This window comes from Mesorhizobium sp. ESP-6-4 (genome assembly GCF_020164735.1).
GTDB lineage: Bacteria > Pseudomonadota > Alphaproteobacteria > Rhizobiales > Rhizobiaceae > Mesorhizobium.
Genome location: NZ_JAIUGS010000008.1, coordinates 140,303 through 163,078 on the forward strand (window position 1 = coordinate 140,303; position 22,776 = coordinate 163,078).

Sequence of the window (22,776 nt, forward strand, 5' to 3'; positions counted from 1 at the left end):
GGCAATCCCAAGTGAATTCGCTAGATAAGCCCATCCCTAATGACCAGGAGCTATTACGTGGCAGACGAAGTTTCGAACACACAGGCTGTGTTGATGGGCCTAACCGCGGATATCGTTTCGGCTTATGTAAGCAAGAACGCAGTGCCAGTCGCTTCGCTGCCTGACCTGATCCAAAGTGTGAATTCGTCGCTCGCGAAGGTCGGACAACCGGTTGAGCCCGAGAAGCCAAGTTATACTCCAGCGGTAAACCCGAAGCGGTCTGTATTTCCTGACTACATCATTTGCCTTGAGGACGGAAAGAGGTTCAAATCATTGAAGCGCCATATCGGCGTGCACTACGGCCTGACGCCCGATGAGTATCGGGAGAAGTGGGGCTTGGCTCGCGACTATCCTATGGTGGCACCCAACTACGCTGCGCAGCGCTCCGCTCTGGCGAAGTCAAGCGGGCTCGGTCGAAAGGTCGGCACCAAACCGACGAAAAAAACTTCAGCCAAGCGCGGGACAAAATGAAAGCGCTCTTCGTCACACTACTTCAGTTGGTGGGGGGCTCCCTCATAGCTGCCGCTTTCCTTCAATGGGTCACATTTGAGTACCCCAACATTAATCCATTCGCCCGGGCGCGATCTTCGCGCCCGGGGTGCTATCGCAGCTGTTCAATTGGATCCTTGTCTGTCTTCTTGGCAGTACCGGAGTAGTTCTGATCGGCTTTGCTCGCAGCTGCGGCAGAGGCGATATAGCTAGCCGCTCAAAGTCACCTTCGCGGGATGTTATGATTCGCCTCGTGGCGTGGGCGGTAACGCGTCGAGCAACCGAGACACTTCCGGCTTCAGCTCACGTCTTTGGCCCGCCGTGTTTCCCAGCTGGGCGGGCTAGGCACCGCAGTAGCTCGGAACCAGTTCTTCAAGTCTTCGAGCGAAACCGAGGGAGACCATCTCTCAGTTTCACGACCGGACGGCGATCTCCACGGGCAGCGGGGAGCGCTGGTTCTGCAGCGAAGGCTGATGGCCGTCCAAAGGGTGCCGAAAGGCACGCCGGTAGCACCCACCGCGGTCCTAAACAGCTGCACAGGCGACCTTGGTTCCTCTGACGGCCAGCGAGCATCGTCAGATTAGGGGTGTGTGGTCGAGCTTTGTGGGCCATCAACTCAACACCAGCCCGGCCACCAAAACGTGACGATAGGAATTCCGTCGCTACGGCGTCAATCCTCGACAGGTGGCCCGTTCAGGGCGACCTCGGCCGTTAGCCTAGCCTGAATGAGCTTCGCCTCTCGCATGAGCGAGTTCCAATTCAAACCGATCAGGAGGGCAAGTTCGTAAGCTTGCGCCTCGGCAATGCCGGTTTCTCGAATGAGCTTCTGGACGAGCGGGGTCTTCTGATTTTCGTCTGACATCGGCTGGCTCTCTCCGGCTGGCTCTCTCCGCCTCCCAGCGGGCGCAACTTCCGAATTGGGAATTCCGTTCCCTAAAAGTTGAGGGAAAGAAAAAAGCCCGGCAGGGCTGCCGGGCTTAGAGCTTGGGCGTTTGCAGCGCCGGGGACTAAACGCGGGGGCGTTGGGGTGCCGCTGCAACGGGTGTGATTTGGCCATATCGGCAAAATCGGGTCAATCCGCATTCGCGAGGAAATGCAGTGGGCGCAATCCAGCCCTACGACTTGCGTCGTCTGTTTTCTCGTCCCGCCGGTCCAGCGCCTCTAACAATTCAGTGAAAGACGTCGGCAGCGTCGGTTCGACGTCCAATCCCAACTGGTTGCGCAAATTTCGGCGGTGGTGTTCCGAAGTGATCAACTGCCGGAAGGCTCGAGCAGACGCGCTAATGATGGACATTCAGTAGGGCATCCAATCGGGACCCTCAAGGACGAAACTCGATCGAGAGGGAATCGTTCCAAGAACCGGATTGTTCATGGAGACGCATTTATTCGTGCAGGTCGAAGGCGATGAACCGGCCCAACAGTATGGCCTCGTACATGATGAATTCGGTAAGTTGGCAATCGCTCTCACGGAGTCCGGCACCGACTCGGCGGACGGCAGCGATGGTTTCTTTGATCGAGACCGTTTCGCCAAACGGCGCACTTAGGAGCGCTGCATGGACAAGCTCTTTAGCGGTGCTCGCCCGCCTAGGATCGGCCTGAACGTCCACCAGCCCAACTCCACCCCTAAAACCCAAGCGCTTATCCTTGGGTCAAAGCCTACAGAAATCAACAAAAAATCTGTGTGAATAGGGTGAGGGTCGGGACTGTCTACCGGCAGCCCGGCCCTTCAAGCCCACCGCGCAAAGTCTTGGGAGGACAGCGACCGGCGGACCTACAATTCAGGATAGTAACATGGTGGCCGACGAGAAAGAGGGTCGGCCGCTTAGCGCAACGACCGGCCCTCTTTCAGCAAAGCCTCGCAGCAGCGTCAGGAGAGACGAGGTGGGTGAAGGGACAGACACCAGTTAGCTGCAGGCTCTACGATTAACTATAGCACATATTAGCTTGCGCTGATAATCACCTTTTTGGAGAATGGACGGGAAAGTGACGAGCCAAAAAGCCGTCGCCCGACCTTGCTGGCGCTTACTGTGGCACGGCATACTGAGCGCGAGCCCGCAAAACCCAAGGGTTTCACGGTAACAGTTTCCTTAACGAGTTTGTATCTCCGGGCTGGACATTGGCGAGAGCTGTCGAATCGACTCCACAGTTTGACCATGCGGCCTATCGCCAATGGGAAACGCCCACCACAGAAATGCCACAACCCAAGCACCCGAATTCTTCCACCTCGGCGGGATAAAAAGCAATCAACTTTTGGGGTCTGCGCTTTCCACAGCTGGTCCCCCGATGGCGGCCGGAAGATTTCTGGCCACCCGAGCTTCCTGAAACACACCATGCTAGAAATGAAATCTTCAGGATAGTTTGACAGGCTCGCGCTTTGCGGAGCTCCGAAAGGCTTCGAGTTGAGGATCAGGAGAAGCGTAAGGCCTATCGACTTGTCAGACCTCATGCACCTCGATGCGCAGGATGACCCTGCCTTAAGTGCCGAAGTTGACCGGCTTCTGGCGCGCCGAACGCGCGACATCCGCCTCAAAGGTGAGGTCAGGCGTCTGTTTCGGGCACGGGTCTGGTCGCAAACGGCGAAGATCATCCGCGCCTGGATGATCTGGGTGGCCTTGTTGGACGTGCTGACGCTGGCGCTCAACATGCTGATGCTCCCAAGCGCAATCGCGCAGTCCATGCTCCTGCCCGGAGCCATTATCCCCCCTGCCGTCATCGCAGTGGTGCTCGTATGGCGGAAGCCGCGCCCTTCCTGGCTCGAAGGGGGTTCGCTGATTACAGGTATGTTCCTGATTTTGCTGTCGGTAGCCTTGGTCGGCGTAGCCGCTGGCGGCGAGTTCTATGAACGGCAATTGAACGTCATGCTGTTCGTAGCCATTACAGCCATCATCATCTTCGGCATCCCGCTGGTCTGGACGGTCGCGATCGCGGCGCTGGCGCTGGGACTGTATCTCGTGTTTCAGGTGCAGAATCCGGCCATTGAGCATGGCAGCGCGATCGATGGAACGCTGTTCTTCGCCAGCGGTATCTTCGCGACGGTTGCAGCCCGGCGCATCATGACAATTCTCGCTCAAAAGACTTTCCTGTTTGAGCTTCGCGACCGGCGCAGGGTCACCGAATTGGCCAAAGCGAACGACCGGCTGGAACTGCTGGCGAAGACCGATCGGCTCACAGGCATCGCCAACCGGCGCTGGATGACGGAAACGCTCGACCATCTGTGGGGAACCGACCAACGCTGCCTCGACGGGGCCGCGATGCTGATGTGCGACATTGATCACTTCAAGAAGCTGAACGATCACCTCGGCCATGCCGAGGGCGATCGCTGTCTGGTGGAGGTCGCCAACATTATCCAGGAAAACGTCAGGCGCGATCGAGATCATGTTGCCCGCTACGGTGGGGAAGAGTTCCTCGTGCTGCTGCCCGGGGTGACAGAGGAAGAGGCTGTCTCAGTGGCTGAACGGGTTCATAAACATATTCGCTCGACACGGTGATGCTCTCGAGCGGGTCCGCGATGGGCCGTTCCGGAATATGTTGGCATTTCAATTTACGTGAGTTGAATGTGCGTATTCATCATGGCTAAGCCAAGCGCCGCTCGGTGACCTGCAACGCGCGGCTCGCAGCATTGGCGAACATGAATCGCCATTCGAAGGTTGGCGATTCCCCAGATCTCCACGCCGTCGACCGCAGCAGTTTGGGTTCGTCAGGCTCGCAATCTCACCAACCCTCCCCGCCATGCCGCCAAGCCAACATCGGAGGACAACGGCTTGGCAGCGGTAGTACGACGAGGACATTAAAACTCCGAGTATATTGTTAACCGCTGAGAAACCATCTCTTGCGGCTCATGCTTCTGCGCGGAAACCCTCCGTACCTCGGGGCGTACTAATTTGAGTAACGGCAAATGGCTTCTTGCGGGTGCTCAAAGCAACGACAGGAGAATGTTATGGCCAGCGTCTTCGGAAAACTTGCTAAACTTTCGCGGCTGGTGCTGTCATCGCGATTATGTGCGTGTCGGCAAATGCAGCCGGAATTGGCGTCAGCGCATCAGTCGGCGGCAGTGGAGGTGTTAATGCCGGGGCTGGTGCTTCCGTAGGCGGCTCTAATGGGGTGAACGCAGGCGCTGGGGCGACAGTGGGGGGTGCCGGCGGCGTCACGGCTGGCTTAGGCGCTACGGTAGGCGGCACCAGTGGGACGGGCATCGGAGTTGGTGTTGGGGTCGGCAACGACGTTACTGCCGGGGTCGGGGTAGGAACCAATCCGAGCGGCCTGACAAGCCCGGTTAACCCGACGACTCCCAAGGTGCGCAGCGCTGTCTCTGGCTTGTCTGGCACTCAATTGGCTCGGATGAAAAAGCGTTGTGTCGATGTGCTGGGCATTCAGGACAGCTACGATCGGGACCTGCGCCAACTGTGCCTGATGAAATCGCGCCGATAGTCTGGCCTGCAGGACGGAAGTGTGAACAGGCAGGAGGCCGGTTGTGACACTCTCCTTCCTCCAGCCGGTTGGAAGTCCGCTGCAGCTAAGCGGCGGGCTTTTCGCCTTACGCACTTCGTTCTGTGATGACATCGTGAGCGCAAGCGAGTGGATTCGCGGTCGATCGGCGCTGATTGCGCCCGGAGAATTCTGACGAAAAGGGAACCCCGGCATCAGGCGCCCCTGGCCGCATCCTCGATCAATCTCGCCAGCAAATGGCGGAATCTTTGGTCGGACTTATCCCCGATGCTTCCTATATCTTGCGCCACCGTGCCGGGTGCACAAACCGACGCCTCCCCACTTATCGAAACGCTGACCTTGAACGCCCTTGCGTGGTTTTTCTCCAATGTTCCATTCCCGGAAATTCGGAATTCAACAGACGGCGCAATGGCGCTATTCTCGGGGCGCGGGATGGGGTCTATATCGATGGTCACCTCTCCCGCCACGTCTGCCTTGGCCGCCTCCAACGACGCGACGACGACCTCCAATAGCCAATCTCTGGCTTGGGCGCCGAAGTCCACCTTTGGAGCATTCCCATCCGCGCTCTCGTCCTGCCGATGGTGAGCTTTCTTGCCCCGCTCAAGGGCCTCTTTGAACTTGGACATTTCTGGCCGCCTCCGACCGCTCAGCGCATGAGGGATACGGCAGATCGGCCGCAGCTCTCCAATCTAAAGAACGCACACAATCTTCGGATGTTGCGCCTCGACGAAATTAGTGCTTTGCCCACGCATATCTGATGGCGCTCTCCGGGCTCGCTTACTGGGTGCATAGCTGGACCGCCGTTCTGATGGCTTTTCGCAAGCGCAGGTGATCGGCATCGAAGGGGCGGAGGTCTTAAATGTCATTGGCCCGCGTGGCTTCTCGCCTTGGCGTCCAAGGTGGGTGAACTGAGCGGCAAGTTAAGCGACTTCGCACTACGCTACCTTTCGAACAGCAGCCCTGAATGGATGATCGATGGTGAAGACGTCCGGCTGGATTCCTCGCTCGATCTGGGTCCACGTGACAGGATGGGCAATAGGAAAGCCGGGCCGCGCTCGTGGCGAGAACGTACCGACTGCAGTATTGCCGCGCCCGTTGCGAAGGTAGTCGAGGAAGATGCGACCCCGTCGGGCTGCTGGATTGGCTGATAAGAGGTAACGGTCCGGCTTGGCATCGATGAGGCACTGAGCGAGCGATTTGGCCAGTTGCCGCGCCGTGTCGTGGGTCACACCCGAAGCCAGCGGAGCCGTCAGGTGAATGCCTTTGCCTCCGGTGACCTTCGGCCAGCTCCGCAACCCAGCCGCTTGCATGATTTCACGTAGCGACAGCGCCGCCTCGATCACCGCATCCCATGGCACGCCTTCGCCAGGATCGAGGTCGAGCACGAGCTGGTCAGCATGCTCGATATCGCCAACCGTAGCGTTCCAGGGATGTAGCTCAACAGCGTCCATTTCGACCAACCCAAGCAGCCCGTCGAGATCATCTACCCAGACCCGAACACCTTCGCCGCCCTCGCGCTTCTGAACGCGTATCTGGTGCACCGGTCCTGGTATCGGAGGCAGCGGTCCCTTGTGATAGAAGGTGGCCCCGTGCGCATGACGTACCAGCTTCAGTGGTCTTCGTCCCAGATGGATCAGCGCTCGGTCGGCCACCCGCCGCCAGTAGCCCACAAGCTCTTCCCTGGAAGGTGAAACTGCATCGGGTAGCAGCTGGAGAATGTTCTCGCGCGGAACGCCATGTTGGCCCTCCAACCTGCGCTTGGAGGGCGACGGCGGCTTCGCCGGGATCACCTGGAGATCCTCGCGCAATCCCTTGAACACCGCCTCGCGCAAGATGCCCCGGTCTGTGACGCCACTGAATTGCACCTCCGCCAGCACCTCCGGCCGGACCCACGTTGCCTTGGGCTTTTTGATCGGCTCTGAGAGAGGTGATTTGCTGATGATGAGCGGATCGAGTCGCTCGCGAACTCGCCGGGCTGCCTCCAGCGTATAGCCGCTTTGCGCTTTTCCAGCATAAAGCAGCCGCTCGCCCTCCCATCTGCCGATATACAGGGAAGCAACGCGGCGCGGCTGCGCGCCAAGCTTTTCGACGAAAGCCACAATCGGGAACGTGTCGCTCTTGACGCACTTCACCTTGAGCCAGCTCGTTTGGACACCGGAACGGTAGGGAGAGTCAGCCCGCTTTGAGACCACCCCCTCCAGGCCCATGCGGCAGGCATGGTCGAACACGTCCTCGCCGCTAATGTCCAGGTGTTCGACAAAGGTCAGCGTTGGAGCCGTTTCCTGCAGGAGCCTGTGCAGAGCAGCTTTGCGCTCAATCAGCGGCTGCTGTCGAAGGTCTCGGCCGTTGAGGTACAAAAGATCGAACGCAAAGAACATGAGCTTCGGCGAGCTCGGGTTTGCCAGCTCCCGCTCGAGAGCCTGGAAATCCGGTAAGCCAGTCTTGCCGAGGACGACCGCTTCGCCATCGAGGATTGCGGATTTGACCGATAGGTTCGCCGCCATCTGGACGATCCGTTTGTATCGATGCGACCAGTCATAGCCGCGACGCGTGAAGGCACGTGCCGCGCCGCCTTCAACGATAAGCTCGGTCCGGTAGCCATCGTATTTGATTTCGTGCAGCCAGTCCGTGTCGGCAGGAGCGTTCTCGACCAGTGTCGGTGATTGGAATTCGATGAAGGCGAGGTGACCGGTCGATTTGCGCATGCTCTCGAACTCCTGGACCGGGATTCAAACCGGGCCGGAGCAATCGGTTCCGAAGAGTTTAGCAAAATGGAATATGATCCCCGCCGCCGGCGCGGTTCGCTGCTACCTCTGGAAGTTCTTAGAAACCTTGTAGGCGATGATCGTGCGCTGAGCCTTATCCGCTCAACGGCCAATCCAGCGGTGAGCCGCCTCTCGCTGCCTCGCGTCGGCAATATTTCGTACATATCTTGTATATCTATATTGACGAATTGGCGAACCTCAACGTAGCGTTGAATGGCTGGGCGGAACGCCTGTGCGCAACTCAATCTCACGGGAGGACTGCACGATGAATTTTCGAGCCCGATCGGCCGCCATTGGCCTGGCCTGCATCGCCTATGCCGCGATTGTCGGAACTGTGCTGCCGGCCACGGCGGAAACGACAAAGGAACGCGTCTTGAGAGAGGGCAAGATCGTGATCGGCATCCACAACCGCGCGCCATGGGGATACAAGAAGGAAGAAACCGGCGAGTTGCTCGGCTGGCATCCGGACCTGCTCAGAGCTGCGTTCGCCGATCTCGGCGTCAAGCAGGTCGACTTCCAGGTCACCGAGTTCGGCGCTTTGATCCCTGGCTTGATGGCCGGGCGTTTCGATGCCGTGGCGTCCGGCTTGTCGATAACGCCGCCGCGGTGCCAGCAGGTCGCCTTCGGCGCTCCCGACCTGAGGCAGAACGACGCGGCGATCGTACTCGCCGGCAACCCTAAGGCAATCCATGGCTATGCGGACCTTGCCAAGAAGGCCGACACCATCATGGGCGGCGGCCGCGGCAGCAACGTCATCCAGAACGCCATCGCCGAGGGCGTCCCTGCCGATCGCATCCTGCAGTTTCCCGACATCGAGACCAACATCGCGGCACTGCGCGCCGGCCGCATCGACGCCGCGGTGTTTTCTTCCCCGACGGTGATCGGGCTGCTGGCCGGCAAAAAGAGCCCCGATCTGGAGCGCGCCAACCCATTCACGACCGACGAGAAGTCGATCAGCTACGTCGCGATCGCGTTCAGGAAGGATGATGGCGACCTGCGCGACCTTTACAATCAGGGGCTGGCCAAGGTCATGTCGAACGGCACGATTGCCTCCATCATGGCAAGGTACGGATTTGGCCCCACGGAAAACGTGCCGCCAGGATTGACGACCTCGCAGCTGTGCGGAGCCGCCAACTGACCGGATCGGCAACGGGAAGCCGCCCAGCAATCGACAGGACCTGGCGGCGCCGCGCGAGCCCGGGCGGCGCCTCCGCCCGCAGGCCTCGCATCACTGTCGCTCGGGGTCGCTGGATGGCGCGATGTCTTCGGGGATTTCTTGCCGCAAGCTCGGCCCCTTGGCCAGCCGCCTGCCAAGTGCGGAAACGAAAGCTTCATAACGCTCGCTTGCCTTGGCGCGCGATGCCTGGGCCATCGGCTCAGGCAAGGCCGGAGTGGTGGCAAGCCAGAAGCGGATGAAGACCGCATGGGTTTCAACCGAGATGCCGACGTCGCGCTCCAACCGCACGATCCGGCGATCGATCCGGTCGAGACGTTTGGAGATCGCCGCCTCGCGTTGCGCGTCTGCATCCGGAGAGAGGAACGAGGCGATCGCCGCTTCAGCGACGAGCGACTGCGAGCGATCGCGCCGGGCGGCATAATCGACCAGCAAGGCCATCACGGCAGGGTCGAGATAGACGGAAATCTGGACCTTCTTCTTTCTTGCTGTCATGGCCTTCACAACTCCATGCCGTCGTCCGGATCGAGCGCGATCTGACGCGCTACGCCCCGGACAAGGCGAGCCATCCGGCTGCTCTGGGCGGCGAGATCATCCGTCTCGTCAGGCGCTTCGATCTCGAATTCGTTGACGGGCGGCAGCTCCGCCGCAGCCGGGAGAAGCGGATCGAGCTCGGGCTGACGTCGCAATTCGGACTCGGTCGATTCCTCCTGAACTTTCGCCAGGGCAGTCGCGGCTGCCATCCCGGGTGGCGCAAGCGGCAACGGAAGCGCCGTCCAATCGTCAGGCGCCGGTTCGGCTCGAGCCGTGACAGCCGGTGGTGGCATGATGCGCTCCCGCAAGCGCGGGTCTTCGAAATAGCGCGCCTTCTTCGCCCGGATCGGCGGCGTGCCGGCCAGCATGACGATCTCGTCGCCTGCCGGCAATTGCATGATCTCGCCGGGCGTCAGCAAAGGTCGCGCCGTCTCCGAGCGCGACACCATGAGATGACCGAGCCAGGGCGAGAGCCGGTGACCGGCATAGTTCTTCATCGCCTTCAGCTCGGTTGCCGTGCCCAAGGCATCGGAAACACGCTTGGCGGTCCGCTCGTCGTTGGTCGCAAAGCTGACGCGCGCATGACAGTTGTCCAGAATTGAATTGTTCGGCCCGTAGGCCTTCTCGATCTGGTTGAGGGACTGCGCGATCAGGAAGCTTTTCAATCCATAGCCGGCCATGAAAGCGAGCGCGGATTCGAAGAAGTCGAGCCGTCCGAGCGCCGGGAACTCGTCCAGCATCAGGAGCAATCGATGGCGATCCGTCCTGGCCTTCAGATCCTCGGTCAGACGGCGGCCGATCTGGTTGAGAATGAGACGGATCAGCGGCTTGGTGCGGCTGATGTCGGAGGGTGGAACGACAAGATAGAGCGTTGCCGGACGAGGATTGGCGACAAGGTCGGCGATGCGCCAGCCGCATGCGCGCGTCACCTCCGCCACCACCGGATCGCGATAGAGTCCAAGGAAGGACATCGCGGTCGAGAGCACGCCGGAGCGTTCGTTGTCAGACTTGTTCAACAACTCACGGGCAGCGCTGGCGATGACCGGGTGCGGACCGCCCTCCCCCAGATGCGGCGTCGTCATCATCGCGGCCAAGGTCGATTCGATCGGCCGCTTCGGATCGGACAAAAAGGCGGCGACGCCGGCAAGCGTCTTATCCGGTCCGGCATAGAGCACATGCAGGATCGCGCCAACCAGGAGCGCGTGGCTCGTCTTTTCCCAATGGTTGCGCCGTTCAAGCGAGCCTTCCGGATCGACAAGGATGTCGGCGATGTTTTGCACGTCACGGACTTCCCATTCACCGCGGCGAACCTCGAGCAAAGGGTTGTATGCGTCCGACCTTGCATTGGTCGGATCAAACAGCAGCACCCGGCCGTGGCGGGCGCGGAAGCCGGCGGTCAGATCCCAATTCTCGCCCTTGATGTCGTGGACGATCGCCGAGCCAGGCCAGGTCAGCAGCGAAGGCACAACAAGCCCGACACCCTTTCCCGAACGCGTTGGTGCAAAGCAAAGCACATGCTCAGGCCCGTCGTGGCGCAGATAGTGAGTTCCATAGCGCCCCAGCACCACGCCGTCGGGGGCAAGCAGGCCTGCCGCGTGCACCTCGCTTCTTTCGGCCCAGCGCGCGGAGCCATAGGTCGCGACCTCCCTCGCCTCGCGGGCACGCCACAGCGACATGCCGATCGCTACAGCGATCGCGATGAAGCCGCCCGAGGCGGCAATCAGACCGCCGCGCGCGAAGATGGCTGGTGCGTATGCGTCGTAGAAATACCACCACCAGAAAATAGCAGGCGGATAGTAGACTGGAATGCCGCCGATGACGAACCAAGGCGCCCCCAGCCGCTCCTGATAGCCCAGCTGCCAGGCGGACCATTGCGTGGCGGCCCAGATCGTGAGGAGCACGATCAGGAAGACCACGACAATCTGTCCCCAAAGGACTTTCGTTCCCGACATTCGCTTCTCCTTGTGGCGAGAGGTCAGCAAGGTGACGCGAGATGCAACAGCCGTCTGACGCCGATCGCATCGCGTCGTGCCGTCGGCAAGGAAGACAGGGAATCGGGAAGCCCAAGAGCCCGGGGCGCGAGCGAGGGCGCCGTCCTCTTGGACTGCGCATTTGAGTGCAGGCATCATACGCGATTGCGTATATCCGATCTCTATACGCATTTGCGTGTGCGACAGATTTATACGCGATCACGTATATTGCAAAGCCATACGCGATCGCGTATATACGCTCCAGGAGACTACCATGACCGACCAGATCGCTCGCAACGAAAAGCAGCTCGGCGCCATTCTGCGTCGCGCCCGCAGGCAAGCCGATCTCACGCAAGAGACGCTTGGCAGCCGGATCCACCTGCGTCAGGCTACCGTGTCTCGCCTTGAAGCCGGCGAGCCGGCAGTGCAGCTCAGTACGTTGATGGCTGCGCTCTCCGCCCTCGACCTTGAACTCGTCGTTCGCCCGCGCAGCAAAAGCAGCGCGACCGAGATCGCGGACCTGTTCTGATGGCGCGGCGGCCGGCTCACACGCCGCTAAATGTCTTCGTGAACGGTCGGCTGGTGGGCGTGCTGCGCAGGCAATCCACCGGCGCGGTGGACTTTCAATATGCCCGCGAATGGCTGGACTGGCACGGTACCTTCCCTGTCTCGCTTTCGCTTCCCCTGCGGGAGGACCGCTATATCGGCGCGCCTGTAGTCAATGTCTTCGACAACCTGCTTCCCGACAATGACACCGTCCGCAAGCGGATTGCCGAACGTGTCGGCGCAGATGGCACCGACGCCTACAGCATGCTTGCCGCCCTCGGCCATGACTGCGTCGGCGCATTGCAATTCCTGCCTGATGGCGTCGATCCCGGCAGCCCTGGTAGCAGCGAAGGCAAGCCGGTCAGCAAAAAGGAGATTGCCGGGATAATCGCAAACCTCGCTGTCGCCCCGCTTGGCCTCGGCGAGGATGAGGATTTCCGCATCTCGATCGCCGGCGCCCAAGAAAAGACGGCGCTGCTACGCAAGGACGGACGCTGGTACAAGCCGGTCGGCACGGCGGCGACCACCCACATCCTGAAACCGCAGATCGGCAGGTTGCCGAATGGCATCGATCTCTCCAACAGCGTTGAGAACGAATATCTGTGCCTTAAGCTGATCGACGCGTTCGGCGTTCCCGCCGCCAAAACTGAGATCGCCGACTTCGGGGAGCGCCGTACGCTGATCGTCGAGCGGTTCGACCGGTTGTGGGCCGCGGATGGCCGTCTCATGCGCCTTCCACAGGAGGATATGTGTCAAGCACTGTCGGTCCCGCCGACACGCAAATACCAGTCAGAGGGCGGTCCCGGCATGCCGTCGATTATCGAGCTGCTTAAGGGCAGTGACAGGCCCGAAGACGACATCTCGCTGTTTTTGCGTGCCTGCATAATATTCTGGCTCATTGGCGCGACCGACGGCCACGCCAAGAACTTCAGCATTTTTCTCGGGCCCGGCGGGCGGTTTCGGATGACGCCGCTCTACGACGTGCTGACCGCGCAGCCCAGCCTTGATGCTGGACAGATCCCCCGCAAAAAATTCAAGCTGGCGATGTCTGCCGGCAAGAGCCGGCATTATTCCATACATGAAATTGTACCCCGCCATTTCATGCAGACCGCCGAGGTTTCCGGCGTGGGGAGGTCCCTGATGCGCAAGATTTTCGAAGACATCTCCGCAAATGCCGAGCGGTGGACCGAGGCCGTGATTTCGTCGTTGCCACGTCACTTTCCCGCGCAACTCGTCGAGTCGGTCGGATCGGCGATAATCAGGCGTGCGACAATCCTCGCCGAGATACACTGATCAAACTAGTGGGCGGCCGCACAAGAATTCAGGGCCACCCAACCGCACATTCGATATCGACATCCCCTGCGGCGCAGCTAAGCCTCTTCTCGGCACCCACCGGATCGCTAACTTCGGAAATCTCCTGCCGCAGCTTCGCGCCTATCGCCAGGCTGTCGCGCGCCGTGACGAAGGCCTCGTCGCGTTCGCCCGCCCTCCTGCGCGCGCGCAGGCGCATAAGTTGACGGGCAAGCCGGCGCGATCGACCAGCGCGGCCCGAGGTGCGGCGAACGCCAAGTCTCCATGCCGCGATTGTGTTGCCGTCCAAGTCGTCAGCGCCACGGCTCAGGAAAACCGTGAGGATCTGCTCCCAAGGGATTTTCGCGGCCGACATGGCAGGATCCATCCTTTCAGCTGCTAGAGACCTAGCCCGCGTTTGCGGGCAAAGCTCCAATCGACACCGCCGTCGCCGCGAGTGCTGCCGCTGACATGCTGGCCGAGGCGCTTTTCCAGCGAAGGCGTCCAGGGCACGAGCTGGAACCCGAGGCCATCGTCGATCATCGCGAAACGGCCGGACGCAAGCGCAAAGCGCTGGCTGTAGGTACCGGACACGGATTCGCCAGGTGCGGCACGGTTGAAGGAACGGCCGGATTGGGCCGCGATCCTGCCGCCCAGCGCCTCGAGCTCCCTTCGGCGCAGCGTGTCGATCAAGTTGCCGGCAAAGACAGTCCCGCCCGGCTGCCGCTCCGCCAGCCCCAGTCCGATCAGATGCTCGACGCGCCGATCAAGCGCCTGGCGCACCTCGGCGCCGAAGCCGCCGTCGGAAAGAGCCGCCGCGGGACGGGCAAGCGCCTGCCGGTCGAGCCAGGTCGCCCCCTCCGCAACCACCTGTCTGTCGATGTCGAGATCGGAGCGCACGGCAAGCGCCAGCCGCCGCCGACCCTGAGCGTCCTCGAATTTGCGCAGTTCGACGATTGCGCCCGGCGCACCATCGCCCGCCGCCTCGAGATCGGCGAGCCGGACGTGATGACAGCGGCCATCGACGCCATCTATGATTGCATAGGCACTGCCGCTCAGTTCGTCATCCAGGCCGCGCTCGATCAGACGGCCGCTAATCGTCTCGCCGATGCTCTCTGCGGCCAGCACATAGCTGGCGCTCGCGCGTTCGATGTCGCGGGCCGAGAATGCGCGATGCATGCGTTTGATGATATCGGCGCGCTCACCCATCTGGCGCAGCGTCGCCTCGGCTCTCTCGCTGACGATCCATTGGCCAGGACCGAGCTGTTCAGCGAGGCCGAGCGTCTCCAGTCTGCGCAGCCGCCCGATCTTTGGCGCAATGAATTCATCAGGCTGGCGATCGGCACGTGGCGCGAGATCGATGACACCGTCCTCGCCTGCGTCGCGGAGCAACTGGCGGTCCAGCCCGGTCCACCGCTCGGTCTCGACCTGGCGCTCGACATGCCGGCGGATCTCAAGCTCCGACCGAGGGCCAAGCTCCTGCGTGACGAGCTCGCTGGCGCGATCGCGCATGCCACGGCTGATATAGTCGCGCGAGATGACCAGGTCCTGGCCGTCGTCGGCCCGGCCGCGCAGGATGACGTGGACATGGGGATTGTCGGTGTTCCAATGGTCCACCGCGATCCAGTCGAGCGACGTGCCGAGATCCTCCTGCATCCGACCCATGAGATCACGGGTGAAGGATTTGAGGTCGGCCAACTCTGCGGCACCCTCGGGAGAGACGATGAAGCGGAAATGATGCCGGTCGTCCTTGCAGCGATCGACGAAATGCGTGGTCGACGCATCGTCGACCTCCGGTCCGAACATGCGGGCTCTCGCGTCGTCGCGTGTGACTCCCTCGCGGCGCAGATAGTTGAGGTGGGTCGCCAGCGGCGCGCCGCGTTTCGAATGGCGAACCACGCGGGTCTTGATCGTTGCTAGGCGGGAGCGGCCGGTGAGGAAGCGATTGGCTTGAAGGCTCGCTGCCCTGCCGCGTCCGAACTGCGAGCGCCTGCCTGTCCCGATCCGGCCTGACCGCGACACGCCGCCGCCAGCCTTTTGCGCTGCCGCAAGCGCCTGGGCGATGAAGGGCCGCGACGATTGGGCTCGCGTCGAGCGAATGCGGCCCGGACGGATGCGGAACTCGTGCTCATCAGACACGGCGCCCGCCCTCACCTTGCCATAAGTACAGCAAATACAATGATTTGCCTGTTCCCAGCACATTGCGCTGAGGCGCTCCAATGTGCGGGAAGCGGCAAAAAACCCAGCAAATACAACGAACCGACCGCAGCACAATGTGCGCCCTTTTATCTTGCCATCCTTCGGTTGTTGCCTTGTGCCCTATGCGCCTCAAAGCCTGCGACGTCCAAAGAGGCGCCGGCGCACGAGCTGACGGACACTTCGTCATCGCTGCGATGTCCGCAGGTCGGACCCAGTGAACAGTTGCCGCGGCAGCGAACCGGCCACGAAAAGTTCGCGCGCCAACGGTGACGATGAGACCGCGACAGAAGCGTGTTCTCCGGACGAACGACTGGAACCGGCCAGGGACCTGGACCGCACTATGAACAGCGGCGCGGCCTTCCACGTGACGTTCTTGTCATGGCTGGCGGTGAGCGCGCCGGGCGCATCACCGCCGCCCGACAAAGGGCGAAGCTTCGCAACATAAGCGCGGGTTTCGGCCGGCAGCGAGCGGCCCCTCAAGGACGCTTGGTAGCGCCCCGGCCCAGCATTGTAGGCGGCGAGAAAACCCGGTGAACCGTATCGATCATACAGCTCGCGAAGATAGGCGGTGCCGGCAAGGATGTTGTCGTGCGGATCATAGGGGTCGCGGCCGAGTTGATGACGAAGGCGCAGCTCGGCCCAGGTTTCGGGCATGATCTGCATCAGACCCACTGCACCCTTTCGCGATACTGCGCGTGGGTCGCGAGCGCTCTCGAGATGCATGACTGCCCGTATCCAGAGCTGAGGAACGCGAAAGCGATGCGACGCCTCGGCGATATGGGCGGCATATGGATCGTCGGCGGATTTGCGGGAGACCGGCGCGGATTCTGCGGCGGCCCCCGTGATCGCGTGGCAGAGGATCAGCGTGCCAGCGACAAGCCGACGTGCTTGCCTCCGACCGGCCAACCAACTGAGGGGGCGGCTTTCGTGCGCATATTTCGGCGCCGATGGCGCCCTCATCGAGCACGCTCCGGCCGCGATTTCGGCCGGATCCAGCGTAGCGACCAGGAACCGTCATCGGAGCGGAAGAGACCGGCGCGGAAGCGTCGACCAAACAGCGGATCTTCCAGTCGGCAGGACAAATACTCGCCAGCCGTCTGCCCGGTTTCCTTCCAAGCCGCGCCGACCTCGGGGCCGCTGCCATCGCCGATGTGGATGCGAAAATCCGGCGCATTGCCGGTGGACGTCCTGATCGGGACAAGCACCAGTTCGACGTCCACGAGCAGTGTTCGAATGCGCCCGGAGTAGCCGGATTCTGTTTGTTTGAAGACGCCGATTTCGGCCATGGTCTGTCTCCTTCCTCATTGGCTGGCTGAATTTCAGTTCGCGGGAGCAAGCCAGGTGAAGTGGCCATCGCCGCTCTCGTCGGTCCAAAGCGGCGTTGCGCGCCCAATGATCGAGCTCGCCGGGAACGGGCCGAAGTAGCGGCCGTCGAGACTGTCCTGGACATCCCGGTTCATGACGAAGATTTGGTCGGCGGCGATGATGTGGCAGCCCTGCCAGTCAGGCAGCGCGCGTCCCTTGCGATCGCGCTCCAGTGCGGTGCCCATCGCGATTCCGTCCACCATGATGACGCCAGCAACGCGACAAACTTCCTGTCCAGGAAGCGCTTCGATGTGCTTCAGCATTGGCACGCCGAGCGGAAGGTAACCGCGCTCGGCGGCGAACCGAGCGACGATCTCCGGCGGTTCGATGACGGCGAGCGCGCCGGCCGTTGGAACGGCCATTCTCCGGATCGCATAGAGCCCGAGGGGTGCGCTGGCCGATGCGTTCCATAGCAGCAGCGGCGGCATTTCCACAGCAGCTGGAGCGACGATCGCGGCAACGGCTGCAAGCGTCACGGCCATGCAGGCGGCGCGGCTCATGATGTCGCTCGCTTGCGCAACAGAAAGGCCCGGTGCTGCTCGAGCGAATAGACACGCGGCGTTCCGCCGGCAACCAGTCGGTTGTGGGACTGACGCCAATAGTCAGGGGCGGCATCGACCGGATCGAGGCCGATCGCCTCGATCGCATCGATCAGTTGAAGAACCCGCTCAACCTGGTCCCAGCCTGCGATCTTGAGCAGGATCTCGGCGCCTGGCCGGATGTAAGGCAGCGTCTGATAGGGTTCAGCGGGCAAGACGGCGCGCACGATGTCGATGCGAGAAACGATGGTGCCAAAGTCGTTCGCCGCCCAGCGGACGAACGCAAAAACACTGCCCGGCGCAAACCCCACGACGCGACGCCGCTTGTCGATGATCGTCTGATCGGCAGGGCGTCCGAAGCGGATCCGGTGCTCGATCCGCTTCTCGATCCAGATCAGCTCGGCCGTCGTGAGGCTGGCGCGCGGCGTCAATCGAGGAGACCGCGTCATGCGTCGCCTCCACCGCGTCGGCCTACAAATCGCGGCTTCTGCTCCCCGCCGTCGATCCGCAGCTGCTTCGCAAGAATGTTAGATTGAGAGTTAGACTCCAAGTTAAGAGCGCGATTTTTCGTTTCGGGTCTGTTCCTTAAGGCTGATCGCGGTTCCCGAAAGCACGAGGAGGCGGTTCCCGATGGCACGATAGTTCGGGTTCCCGATGGCACGATCCTGTCAACAGGCGTCGGCACCGGTTCAAAAGCCAACAACACACGGCCGCTGGCTTCGACCTCCGTGAACAGCAGATATCCCGGCAAAGGCTGCCGACGCACGATTTCACGCAGCTCGAAGGCGAAGCGCTTGCGCGGCGAGAGGCTGCCGGACTTGCGATGCAGGTGGCTGATGTCGAAACGCCAGCCGGCGCGCTGGCGCCCGCCATGCTTTCGCACCAGGCGATAGAGCCAACGCTCCAGGCCGCCGGTCAGCCCGAAATAGGCCCGGTCTATCGTCAGGATCAGCGCGTCGTCTATGACGGCGCGATAGAACCAATCGGGCAGGATCATTTCGACGCCAAGCGGGCGGCCGTCTCGGCCGGAGCGCTCCTGCCATTCATTGATCCACGAGAAGCGATGGCGCCGGCCCTCGGCGGGTTGGCGGATGGAGGTGACGACGCTTGTCGACTGCAGGCGATCGAGCGCCGCCTTGAGGCGCAGGTAGTCTCGCTTGGAGACGCCGCGGCCGATGAAGGTAAGCATCTCGTATGGCGTCGCGGCCATCAGGCGGGATGTGCGCAATCCGGCGTCCCGCGCGCTGACGATCTGGCTAGCGGCCCAGATCAGGATATCGGCATCCCAGATCGTCGCCATGCCGTGATCGGGCATCGCTTCGACACGAATTGCCACATCGCCGGCGTGAAAGTCGATCGGCGCGATGCGCCTGGATTTGGCGAGGGAGAAGAAGGGATAGGCCATGAGGTCCTGCGCATCGCGTGGCGCGACCACGCCCGGCAGCGCCTGGAACAGATCGAGCTGTTTGCGCTCCAATGGTGGGCGTGGTCGTGCCGACATGGGGGGGATCAGCGGCTCAGCGCCTTTCGCGCCCGGCATAGGGGATCAGGCGGGCGGCCTGAGGCTTGGCGGGCAGCACCGAGCCATGCGGATCGGACGTCGATGTCATCGCGCCGCGCTGAACCCAGAGCTGGAGGTCGTCGACGGCGTAGACGACGCGGCCGCCGAGTTTGCGATAGGCAGGCCCGGTGCCGTAGGTGCGATGTTTCTCAAGCGTGCGCGCCGAGAGACTGAGGAAATGCGCGGCTTCAGAAGTGCGCAGGTAGCGCGGCGGCAGTGGCGCGGCGTCGGCGTTCATGAGGTTTCTCCTTCCGGCCGTTGCGGTTGAACGGCGATCGATGGCCAGGATGGAGGAGCAAGGGCACGATGATCAGGTGCGCAATTGAGGGGCGCTATTTCGCACCGCTGAGAGACCTTAGGCGGTGGCCCGGGCGCGTGCGTCGATCGGAGGTATCGCGCATCAAGCCGCGCACCCGGTAACCGGAACCTCGGTCAGATACACCGGCGCCGCGGAACGTTTCCGCGCCATCAGGAGACGCCCCGCCCGGTGCCGGGCGGGGCGTCTTCCAGGTCACTCGCTATTGCGGCGGTTGGGGCGGGACCAGATGAGGCTGTGGCCCTCGCCTTCCTCGTCGGCGAAGAGGTTGGCGTAGATGGGAGCGGTGAAGCTCGGGTCGTCGAGCTTGAGCCCGAGATAATCGCGGCCCTCGTTGGAGCGCTTGGACCAGGCGGCGCCGATCTCGGCCTTGCCGACCACCACGCGGTGGCTTGGTGCGTTCTCGCCGCTGGCCCGGGTGTCGGGGACGATGCGCACGCCCTTGGCCTGGACGCTGAGGGTGACGATCTCGCCGGTGAACTCGTTCGCATTGGTCTTCTTGAAGCTGCCGATGGTAGCCATTTTCAGTCTCCGTTTTTCGTTTCCGAGCCCGCACCATGCGGCCTCGATGGCGATCGTGTGGCCGAAGGCGACCGCCGCCGCATCGCTTGCGACCGCAGCCAAGCGCAGGATGGCGCAGGCGCGCGTTTCTTGGCTGCGCGAGGAATGGGCTTCGCCCAGGGGAAGAAACTCGCGACGCGCCGTTGCGGCATAGGCGGTCGAGGCTTCAGTCGTCCTTCGGCCTGATCAGCCCGTTCGAGAGGTCGTTTGGTGCCCGCCGTGAAATGGAAGACGGGGACGATGGGATCATCTGCGCCAAAAAGAGATGATGTGGACCATTTCGCCGCTGCTGAGGTTACCACGGCCCGACGTGTGCAGCATCAGAGCCTGGATACATCTGGCGATCGCGGATGGGATCGGCCTCGTCTTCGCGTGCATGACTGGGCAATGCCATTGCTGGCCGCTATCGACGCTGGTCAAGACAGGCACTCCAAATACCGGCTTTTGCTGTTGAGCGGCTTGGATTGCGGACGTCTCGTTGCGGCCGATACAGGAACGTCCTCTTCGGACAACTAGGCTAGGTCCCTGGCATCGACGGCAGTTGTAATCCTGTTTGCAGGTCGGGTCATTTGACTCATTGGTGGCGGGGGGCGGTAAACCCGTGCAGGTTCTGCATGAGCCTTCAGTCCGGCGCCCGTTGCGACCATTGGCCTCCTCCCGGAACGTAAGGCAGTTCCTTCCGTTGGATGAATTGGCGTTGGCAGCTGCCGACGTCAATCGACCAGGCAACAGGAGGAATTTCACAATGATCCGCAAGATACTAGCTACGGCCGCGACGGCAGCTCTCATGTCGACGGCGCTCTGCACGGCGGGTGCTCACGCCGCAAATACCAGCAACCCCGCTACCCAGACGGAGGTTGTTGCCGCGGTCACTGGTGGCAAGCTCGTCTCCAAGATCATGGGAGCCGCGGTCTATGACAGCACCGCCGACGACGCGACGAAGATAGGCGATGTCAATGACATCGTCCTGGACAAGGACGGGAACGCCAAGCTCGTCGTCATTGGCGTCGGCGGATTCCTTGGCGTGGGGGAAAAGAACGTAGCCTATGATTTCAGCAAGCTTGAATGGGTCAACAAGAAGGGCGATCGCTGGCTAGTCGCAAAGACGACGAAGGATGAGCTCAAAGCTCAACCCAATTTCGATACGAAGGCTTATGATACCGCGGCAGCACCCACGGCGCAGACGACTAACAGCCAAGCAGCTAACGGCAAAACCGATACGACCTCGACAGCCTCGATCGACAAGTCGTCCCTGACCGAAATGCCGTCAGACAAGATCAGTGCGGCAAATCTGATCGGAACCAACGTCTATGGCGCAGATGATGCGAAGGTCGGCGAGATCGGCGACGTCATCCTGACTGGTGACAAGAAGGTCGACGCAATAATCGTTGATGTAGGCGGCTTTCTGGGCATTGGCGAAAAGAAGGTCGCGGTCGCTATGGAGAACCTCAAGTTCATGACCGACAAGAACGGCAACCGTTATCTCTACACGAACTTCACCAAGGACCAGTTGGAGGCGCAGACTGCCTACGACAAGGCCACTTACGCCCAAAACCGGGATAAGCAGCGCATCATCGTCAACAAGTAAAAAATCGTCGCACAGCGCTCGCCCGTGTGGGGGCGCTTCGACTGGAAAACGCAGGAGCGGACTTGAAACTAGCCGACGAGGTCCGTCATAGCTCTGAAGATATCAGCGACCTGGTCCTGTCCGATGTCGTGTCTGCACTTCATCGACGAGTTAAGGTCAGCCACGAGTTCGATATTCCTTACATTGCCGGGTACAGCACGGATGCAAGGACGATTTACATCGACCGACATCTGCCGCGCACCATCAGGTGGAGAGGCAAGGACGTGCGGCTCGAACCATTTCTGGTGTGCCACGAAATTGTTGAAAAAGCTCTCTTGGACGAGTTGCGGCTTCATTATCTGCACGCCCACCAAATTGCCTCGCGCATCGAAAGAGATGCGGTGAGAGGCGCTGGCCTGACCTGGCAGCACTACCAAAGCGTCATCAAGGGGCACGAGAAAGCGATCGATGAAGAACAGCTTCGGTGCGTGCCAGGGGAGTTAGATCTCACGCCTTACAAGGACCTGAAGGATTACCCATTGCTCCGACGGCTGGTCGAAGCATCGCAGTAGCTCGTTGCGCGGGATGGTCCAAGGCACAGAGAGAGCGGGAAATTGAAGCAGGCACACTGTCAAATTTTCTCGCCATTGGAACTTCCCGACGCACTGCTGGTTCGCCTGCATAGGGACGACTGAGGCCCAATCCGACCTGTGCATTCTGCAGGCAGAGCGCCTCGCCAACAGGAGACGGCCATGAAACATCAGACACTTGAAGAACTACATGAGGTCGCGGAAGTCGAAGTATCCTTTCCGGCTATGACGCGAGCGCAGCGTTTGCAACATTGGGCCATGCTGCTCGAGCGAAATCCCGAGCGGCGCCTCGCCGCTTTCCCCGGGACGGAATACATGACCTTGGACGTGCGTGACAAGGCGCGGTCCCTGGACTCCGCGCTCAGCGTCGCTTTCGCTGATCCGATATTGCGCGCGCAAGGATTGAAGAACGATACCTATGGCGAAGCGAAACGCTTCTTCGAGCTTACGGATTGGCAGTTGCACGCTATCGTCTGCCATTGCCATGTCGGCGGGACCATGAAAGCCGGATGGGCTGCCATTCAAGTTCGGTCTGCCATCGGCATGGAAGGGAAGCTTTTCAGCAGACTACGTGAAGCGATTACCCATTGGCCGGTATTTCGCATTTTGACCCATGCGAGGGAGTAACGTCGCCTCGGAAAGCGAAAAGGCAGCGAGTGAAAAGTCCAAGCAGATGCATCTGGGCCGAAGATCGCTAATTATGAGAATACGGGCGAGCGTCGCCCGTATTCTCTTTGCATCCGATGGCCGCGATCACTCTCCTCGAAGGTAATCCTCTCAGATCCGCAGCATAGCGGTGATACTATGTACCTCGTTCGCACGCAC

23 protein-coding genes are annotated in these 22,776 nt (G+C 61.3%); 8 read left to right on the plus strand and 15 right to left on the minus strand.

The genetic code is table 11. From position 1 onward, the window contains the following. The first annotated feature begins 39 nt into the window (after positions 1-39). On the plus strand, positions 40-510 hold the full coding sequence (locus tag LB523_RS17250; protein ID WP_411966471.1) for a MucR family transcriptional regulator: 471 nt from the start codon (positions 40-42) through the stop codon (positions 508-510). Between the two features lie 688 nt (positions 511-1,198). On the opposite strand, the gene LB523_RS17255 is transcribed toward LB523_RS17250, so the two are convergent. Both LB523_RS17255 and LB523_RS17260 read right to left on the minus strand, forming a co-directional pair. Further along, positions 1,199-1,390 (minus strand): hypothetical protein, encoded by a 192-nt coding sequence (locus LB523_RS17255; RefSeq protein WP_224604962.1) that lies wholly within the window; start codon positions 1,388-1,390, stop codon positions 1,199-1,201. 520 nt (positions 1,391-1,910) lie between these two features. Further along, the gene (locus tag LB523_RS17260; protein ID WP_224604965.1) at positions 1,911-2,135 is read right to left on the minus strand and encodes a hypothetical protein; all 225 of its coding nucleotides are present in this window, start codon (positions 2,133-2,135) and stop codon (positions 1,911-1,913) included. Between the two features lie 837 nt (positions 2,136-2,972). On the opposite strand from LB523_RS17260, the gene LB523_RS17265 reads away from it, so the two are divergent. Then, positions 2,973-4,016, plus strand: coding sequence for a GGDEF domain-containing protein (locus LB523_RS17265; protein ID WP_224605191.1), 1,044 nt, complete (start codon positions 2,973-2,975; stop codon positions 4,014-4,016). Positions 4,017-5,168: 1,152 nt separating this feature from the next. On the opposite strand, the gene LB523_RS17270 is transcribed toward LB523_RS17265, so the two are convergent. Beyond that, positions 5,169-5,600: a hypothetical protein gene (locus LB523_RS17270; RefSeq protein WP_224604968.1), complete on the minus strand. Its 432-nt coding sequence runs from the start codon at positions 5,598-5,600 to the stop codon at positions 5,169-5,171. Positions 5,601-5,909: 309 nt separating this feature from the next. Further along, positions 5,910-7,679 (minus strand): DNA ligase D, encoded by a 1,770-nt coding sequence (ligD, locus tag LB523_RS17275; protein WP_224604971.1) that lies wholly within the window; start codon positions 7,677-7,679, stop codon positions 5,910-5,912. A gap of 325 nt (positions 7,680-8,004) precedes the next feature. On the opposite strand from ligD, the gene ehuB reads away from it, so the two are divergent. Continuing rightward, a complete protein-coding gene (ehuB, locus tag LB523_RS17280; protein WP_224604974.1) occupies positions 8,005-8,877 on the plus strand; it encodes an ectoine/hydroxyectoine ABC transporter substrate-binding protein EhuB in 873 nt (290 codons plus the stop codon). A gap of 90 nt (positions 8,878-8,967) precedes the next feature. Here the strand turns inward: ehuB and LB523_RS17285 are convergent, their stop codons facing one another. Both LB523_RS17285 and LB523_RS17290 read right to left on the minus strand, forming a co-directional pair. Then, entirely contained in the window at positions 8,968-9,408 is a 441-nt protein-coding gene (locus LB523_RS17285; RefSeq protein ID WP_224604978.1) for a CopG family transcriptional regulator, read from the minus strand. A gap of 5 nt (positions 9,409-9,413) precedes the next feature. Next, entirely contained in the window at positions 9,414-11,399 is a 1,986-nt protein-coding gene (locus LB523_RS17290) for a conjugal transfer protein TraG (RefSeq protein ID WP_224604982.1), read from the minus strand. A 292-nt stretch (positions 11,400-11,691) separates the two neighbouring features. Here LB523_RS17290 and LB523_RS17295 point away from each other — a divergent pair, with 292 nt between their 5' ends. Both LB523_RS17295 and LB523_RS17300 read left to right on the plus strand, forming a co-directional pair. Next, positions 11,692-11,946: a helix-turn-helix domain-containing protein gene (locus tag LB523_RS17295; protein WP_095769085.1), complete on the plus strand. Its 255-nt coding sequence runs from the start codon at positions 11,692-11,694 to the stop codon at positions 11,944-11,946. Continuing rightward, complete coding sequence (locus LB523_RS17300) at positions 11,946-13,256, plus strand: type II toxin-antitoxin system HipA family toxin (RefSeq protein WP_224604995.1); 1,311 nt, start codon at positions 11,946-11,948, stop codon at positions 13,254-13,256. The genes LB523_RS17295 and LB523_RS17300 overlap by 1 nt, the downstream gene beginning before the upstream one ends. 28 nt (positions 13,257-13,284) lie before the next feature. Here the strand turns inward: LB523_RS17300 and LB523_RS17305 are convergent, their stop codons facing one another. The 9 genes from LB523_RS17305 to LB523_RS17345 form a co-directional block, all read right to left on the minus strand. Next, complete coding sequence (locus LB523_RS17305; protein WP_224604997.1) at positions 13,285-13,629, minus strand: hypothetical protein; 345 nt, start codon at positions 13,627-13,629, stop codon at positions 13,285-13,287. 23 nt (positions 13,630-13,652) lie between these two features. Beyond that, positions 13,653-15,392: a relaxase/mobilization nuclease domain-containing protein gene (locus tag LB523_RS17310; RefSeq protein WP_224604999.1), complete on the minus strand. Its 1,740-nt coding sequence runs from the start codon at positions 15,390-15,392 to the stop codon at positions 13,653-13,655. Positions 15,393-15,635: 243 nt separating this feature from the next. After that, positions 15,636-16,412, minus strand: coding sequence for a lytic transglycosylase domain-containing protein (locus LB523_RS17315; protein ID WP_224605010.1), 777 nt, complete (start codon positions 16,410-16,412; stop codon positions 15,636-15,638). Continuing rightward, positions 16,409-16,738: a DUF736 domain-containing protein gene (locus tag LB523_RS17320; RefSeq protein WP_224605024.1), complete on the minus strand. Its 330-nt coding sequence runs from the start codon at positions 16,736-16,738 to the stop codon at positions 16,409-16,411. The genes LB523_RS17315 and LB523_RS17320 overlap by 4 nt, the downstream gene beginning before the upstream one ends. A gap of 33 nt (positions 16,739-16,771) precedes the next feature. Then, complete coding sequence (locus tag LB523_RS17325) at positions 16,772-17,317, minus strand: S26 family signal peptidase (RefSeq protein WP_224605027.1); 546 nt, start codon at positions 17,315-17,317, stop codon at positions 16,772-16,774. After that, positions 17,314-17,805: a DUF2840 domain-containing protein gene (locus LB523_RS17330; protein ID WP_224605030.1), complete on the minus strand. Its 492-nt coding sequence runs from the start codon at positions 17,803-17,805 to the stop codon at positions 17,314-17,316. Before LB523_RS17330 ends, LB523_RS17325 begins: the two co-directional genes overlap by 4 nt. After that, on the minus strand, positions 17,802-18,857 hold the full coding sequence (locus tag LB523_RS17335) for a replication initiator protein A (protein WP_224605033.1): 1,056 nt from the start codon (positions 18,855-18,857) through the stop codon (positions 17,802-17,804). The genes LB523_RS17330 and LB523_RS17335 overlap by 4 nt, the downstream gene beginning before the upstream one ends. Before the next feature lie 16 nt (positions 18,858-18,873). After that, entirely contained in the window at positions 18,874-19,155 is a 282-nt protein-coding gene (locus LB523_RS17340; protein ID WP_041002472.1) for a helix-turn-helix transcriptional regulator, read from the minus strand. 273 nt (positions 19,156-19,428) lie between these two features. Continuing rightward, entirely contained in the window at positions 19,429-19,755 is a 327-nt protein-coding gene (locus LB523_RS17345) for a DUF736 domain-containing protein (RefSeq protein WP_224560579.1), read from the minus strand. A 784-nt stretch (positions 19,756-20,539) separates the two neighbouring features. Between LB523_RS17345 and LB523_RS17350 the strand changes: the two genes are divergently transcribed. The 3 genes from LB523_RS17350 (at position 20,540) to LB523_RS17360 (ending at position 22,578) form a co-directional block, all read left to right on the plus strand. Beyond that, positions 20,540-21,382: a PRC-barrel domain-containing protein gene (locus tag LB523_RS17350; RefSeq protein WP_318011971.1), complete on the plus strand. Its 843-nt coding sequence runs from the start codon at positions 20,540-20,542 to the stop codon at positions 21,380-21,382. A 62-nt stretch (positions 21,383-21,444) separates the two neighbouring features. Then, the gene (locus LB523_RS17355; RefSeq protein WP_224605036.1) at positions 21,445-21,933 is read left to right on the plus strand and encodes a hypothetical protein; all 489 of its coding nucleotides are present in this window, start codon (positions 21,445-21,447) and stop codon (positions 21,931-21,933) included. Between the two features lie 180 nt (positions 21,934-22,113). Then, on the plus strand, positions 22,114-22,578 hold the full coding sequence (locus LB523_RS17360; RefSeq protein WP_224605040.1) for a hypothetical protein: 465 nt from the start codon (positions 22,114-22,116) through the stop codon (positions 22,576-22,578). The last annotated feature ends 198 nt before the right edge of the window (positions 22,579-22,776 follow it).

Bases quoted from the DNA above. Each gene is read 5' to 3' on its own strand.
- LB523_RS17250 (WP_411966471.1), top strand. From the start codon at position 40: ATGACCAGGAGCTATTACGTGGCAGACGAAGTTTCGAACACACAGGCT.
- LB523_RS17255 (WP_224604962.1), bottom strand. From the start codon at position 1,390: ATGTCAGACGAAAATCAGAAGACCCCGCTCGTCCAGAAGCTCATTCGA.
- LB523_RS17265 (WP_224605191.1), top strand. From the start codon at position 2,973: ATGCACCTCGATGCGCAGGATGACCCTGCCTTAAGTGCCGAAGTTGAC.
- LB523_RS17270 (WP_224604968.1), bottom strand. From the start codon at position 5,600: ATGTCCAAGTTCAAAGAGGCCCTTGAGCGGGGCAAGAAAGCTCACCAT.
- ligD (WP_224604971.1), bottom strand. From the start codon at position 7,679: ATGCGCAAATCGACCGGTCACCTCGCCTTCATCGAATTCCAATCACCG.
- ehuB (WP_224604974.1), top strand. From the start codon at position 8,005: ATGAATTTTCGAGCCCGATCGGCCGCCATTGGCCTGGCCTGCATCGCC.
- LB523_RS17285 (WP_224604978.1), bottom strand. From the start codon at position 9,408: ATGACAGCAAGAAAGAAGAAGGTCCAGATTTCCGTCTATCTCGACCCT.
- LB523_RS17290 (WP_224604982.1), bottom strand. From the start codon at position 11,399: ATGTCGGGAACGAAAGTCCTTTGGGGACAGATTGTCGTGGTCTTCCTG.
- LB523_RS17295 (WP_095769085.1), top strand. From the start codon at position 11,692: ATGACCGACCAGATCGCTCGCAACGAAAAGCAGCTCGGCGCCATTCTG.
- LB523_RS17300 (WP_224604995.1), top strand. From the start codon at position 11,946: ATGGCGCGGCGGCCGGCTCACACGCCGCTAAATGTCTTCGTGAACGGT.
- LB523_RS17305 (WP_224604997.1), bottom strand. From the start codon at position 13,629: ATGTCGGCCGCGAAAATCCCTTGGGAGCAGATCCTCACGGTTTTCCTG.
- LB523_RS17315 (WP_224605010.1), bottom strand. From the start codon at position 16,412: ATGAGGGCGCCATCGGCGCCGAAATATGCGCACGAAAGCCGCCCCCTC.
- LB523_RS17320 (WP_224605024.1), bottom strand. From the start codon at position 16,738: ATGGCCGAAATCGGCGTCTTCAAACAAACAGAATCCGGCTACTCCGGG.
- LB523_RS17325 (WP_224605027.1), bottom strand. From the start codon at position 17,317: ATGAGCCGCGCCGCCTGCATGGCCGTGACGCTTGCAGCCGTTGCCGCG.
- LB523_RS17330 (WP_224605030.1), bottom strand. From the start codon at position 17,805: ATGACGCGGTCTCCTCGATTGACGCCGCGCGCCAGCCTCACGACGGCC.
- LB523_RS17335 (WP_224605033.1), bottom strand. From the start codon at position 18,857: ATGTCGGCACGACCACGCCCACCATTGGAGCGCAAACAGCTCGATCTG.
- LB523_RS17340 (WP_041002472.1), bottom strand. From the start codon at position 19,155: ATGAACGCCGACGCCGCGCCACTGCCGCCGCGCTACCTGCGCACTTCT.
- LB523_RS17345 (WP_224560579.1), bottom strand. From the start codon at position 19,755: ATGGCTACCATCGGCAGCTTCAAGAAGACCAATGCGAACGAGTTCACC.
- LB523_RS17350 (WP_318011971.1), top strand. From the start codon at position 20,540: ATGATCCGCAAGATACTAGCTACGGCCGCGACGGCAGCTCTCATGTCG.
- LB523_RS17360 (WP_224605040.1), top strand. From the start codon at position 22,114: ATGAAACATCAGACACTTGAAGAACTACATGAGGTCGCGGAAGTCGAA.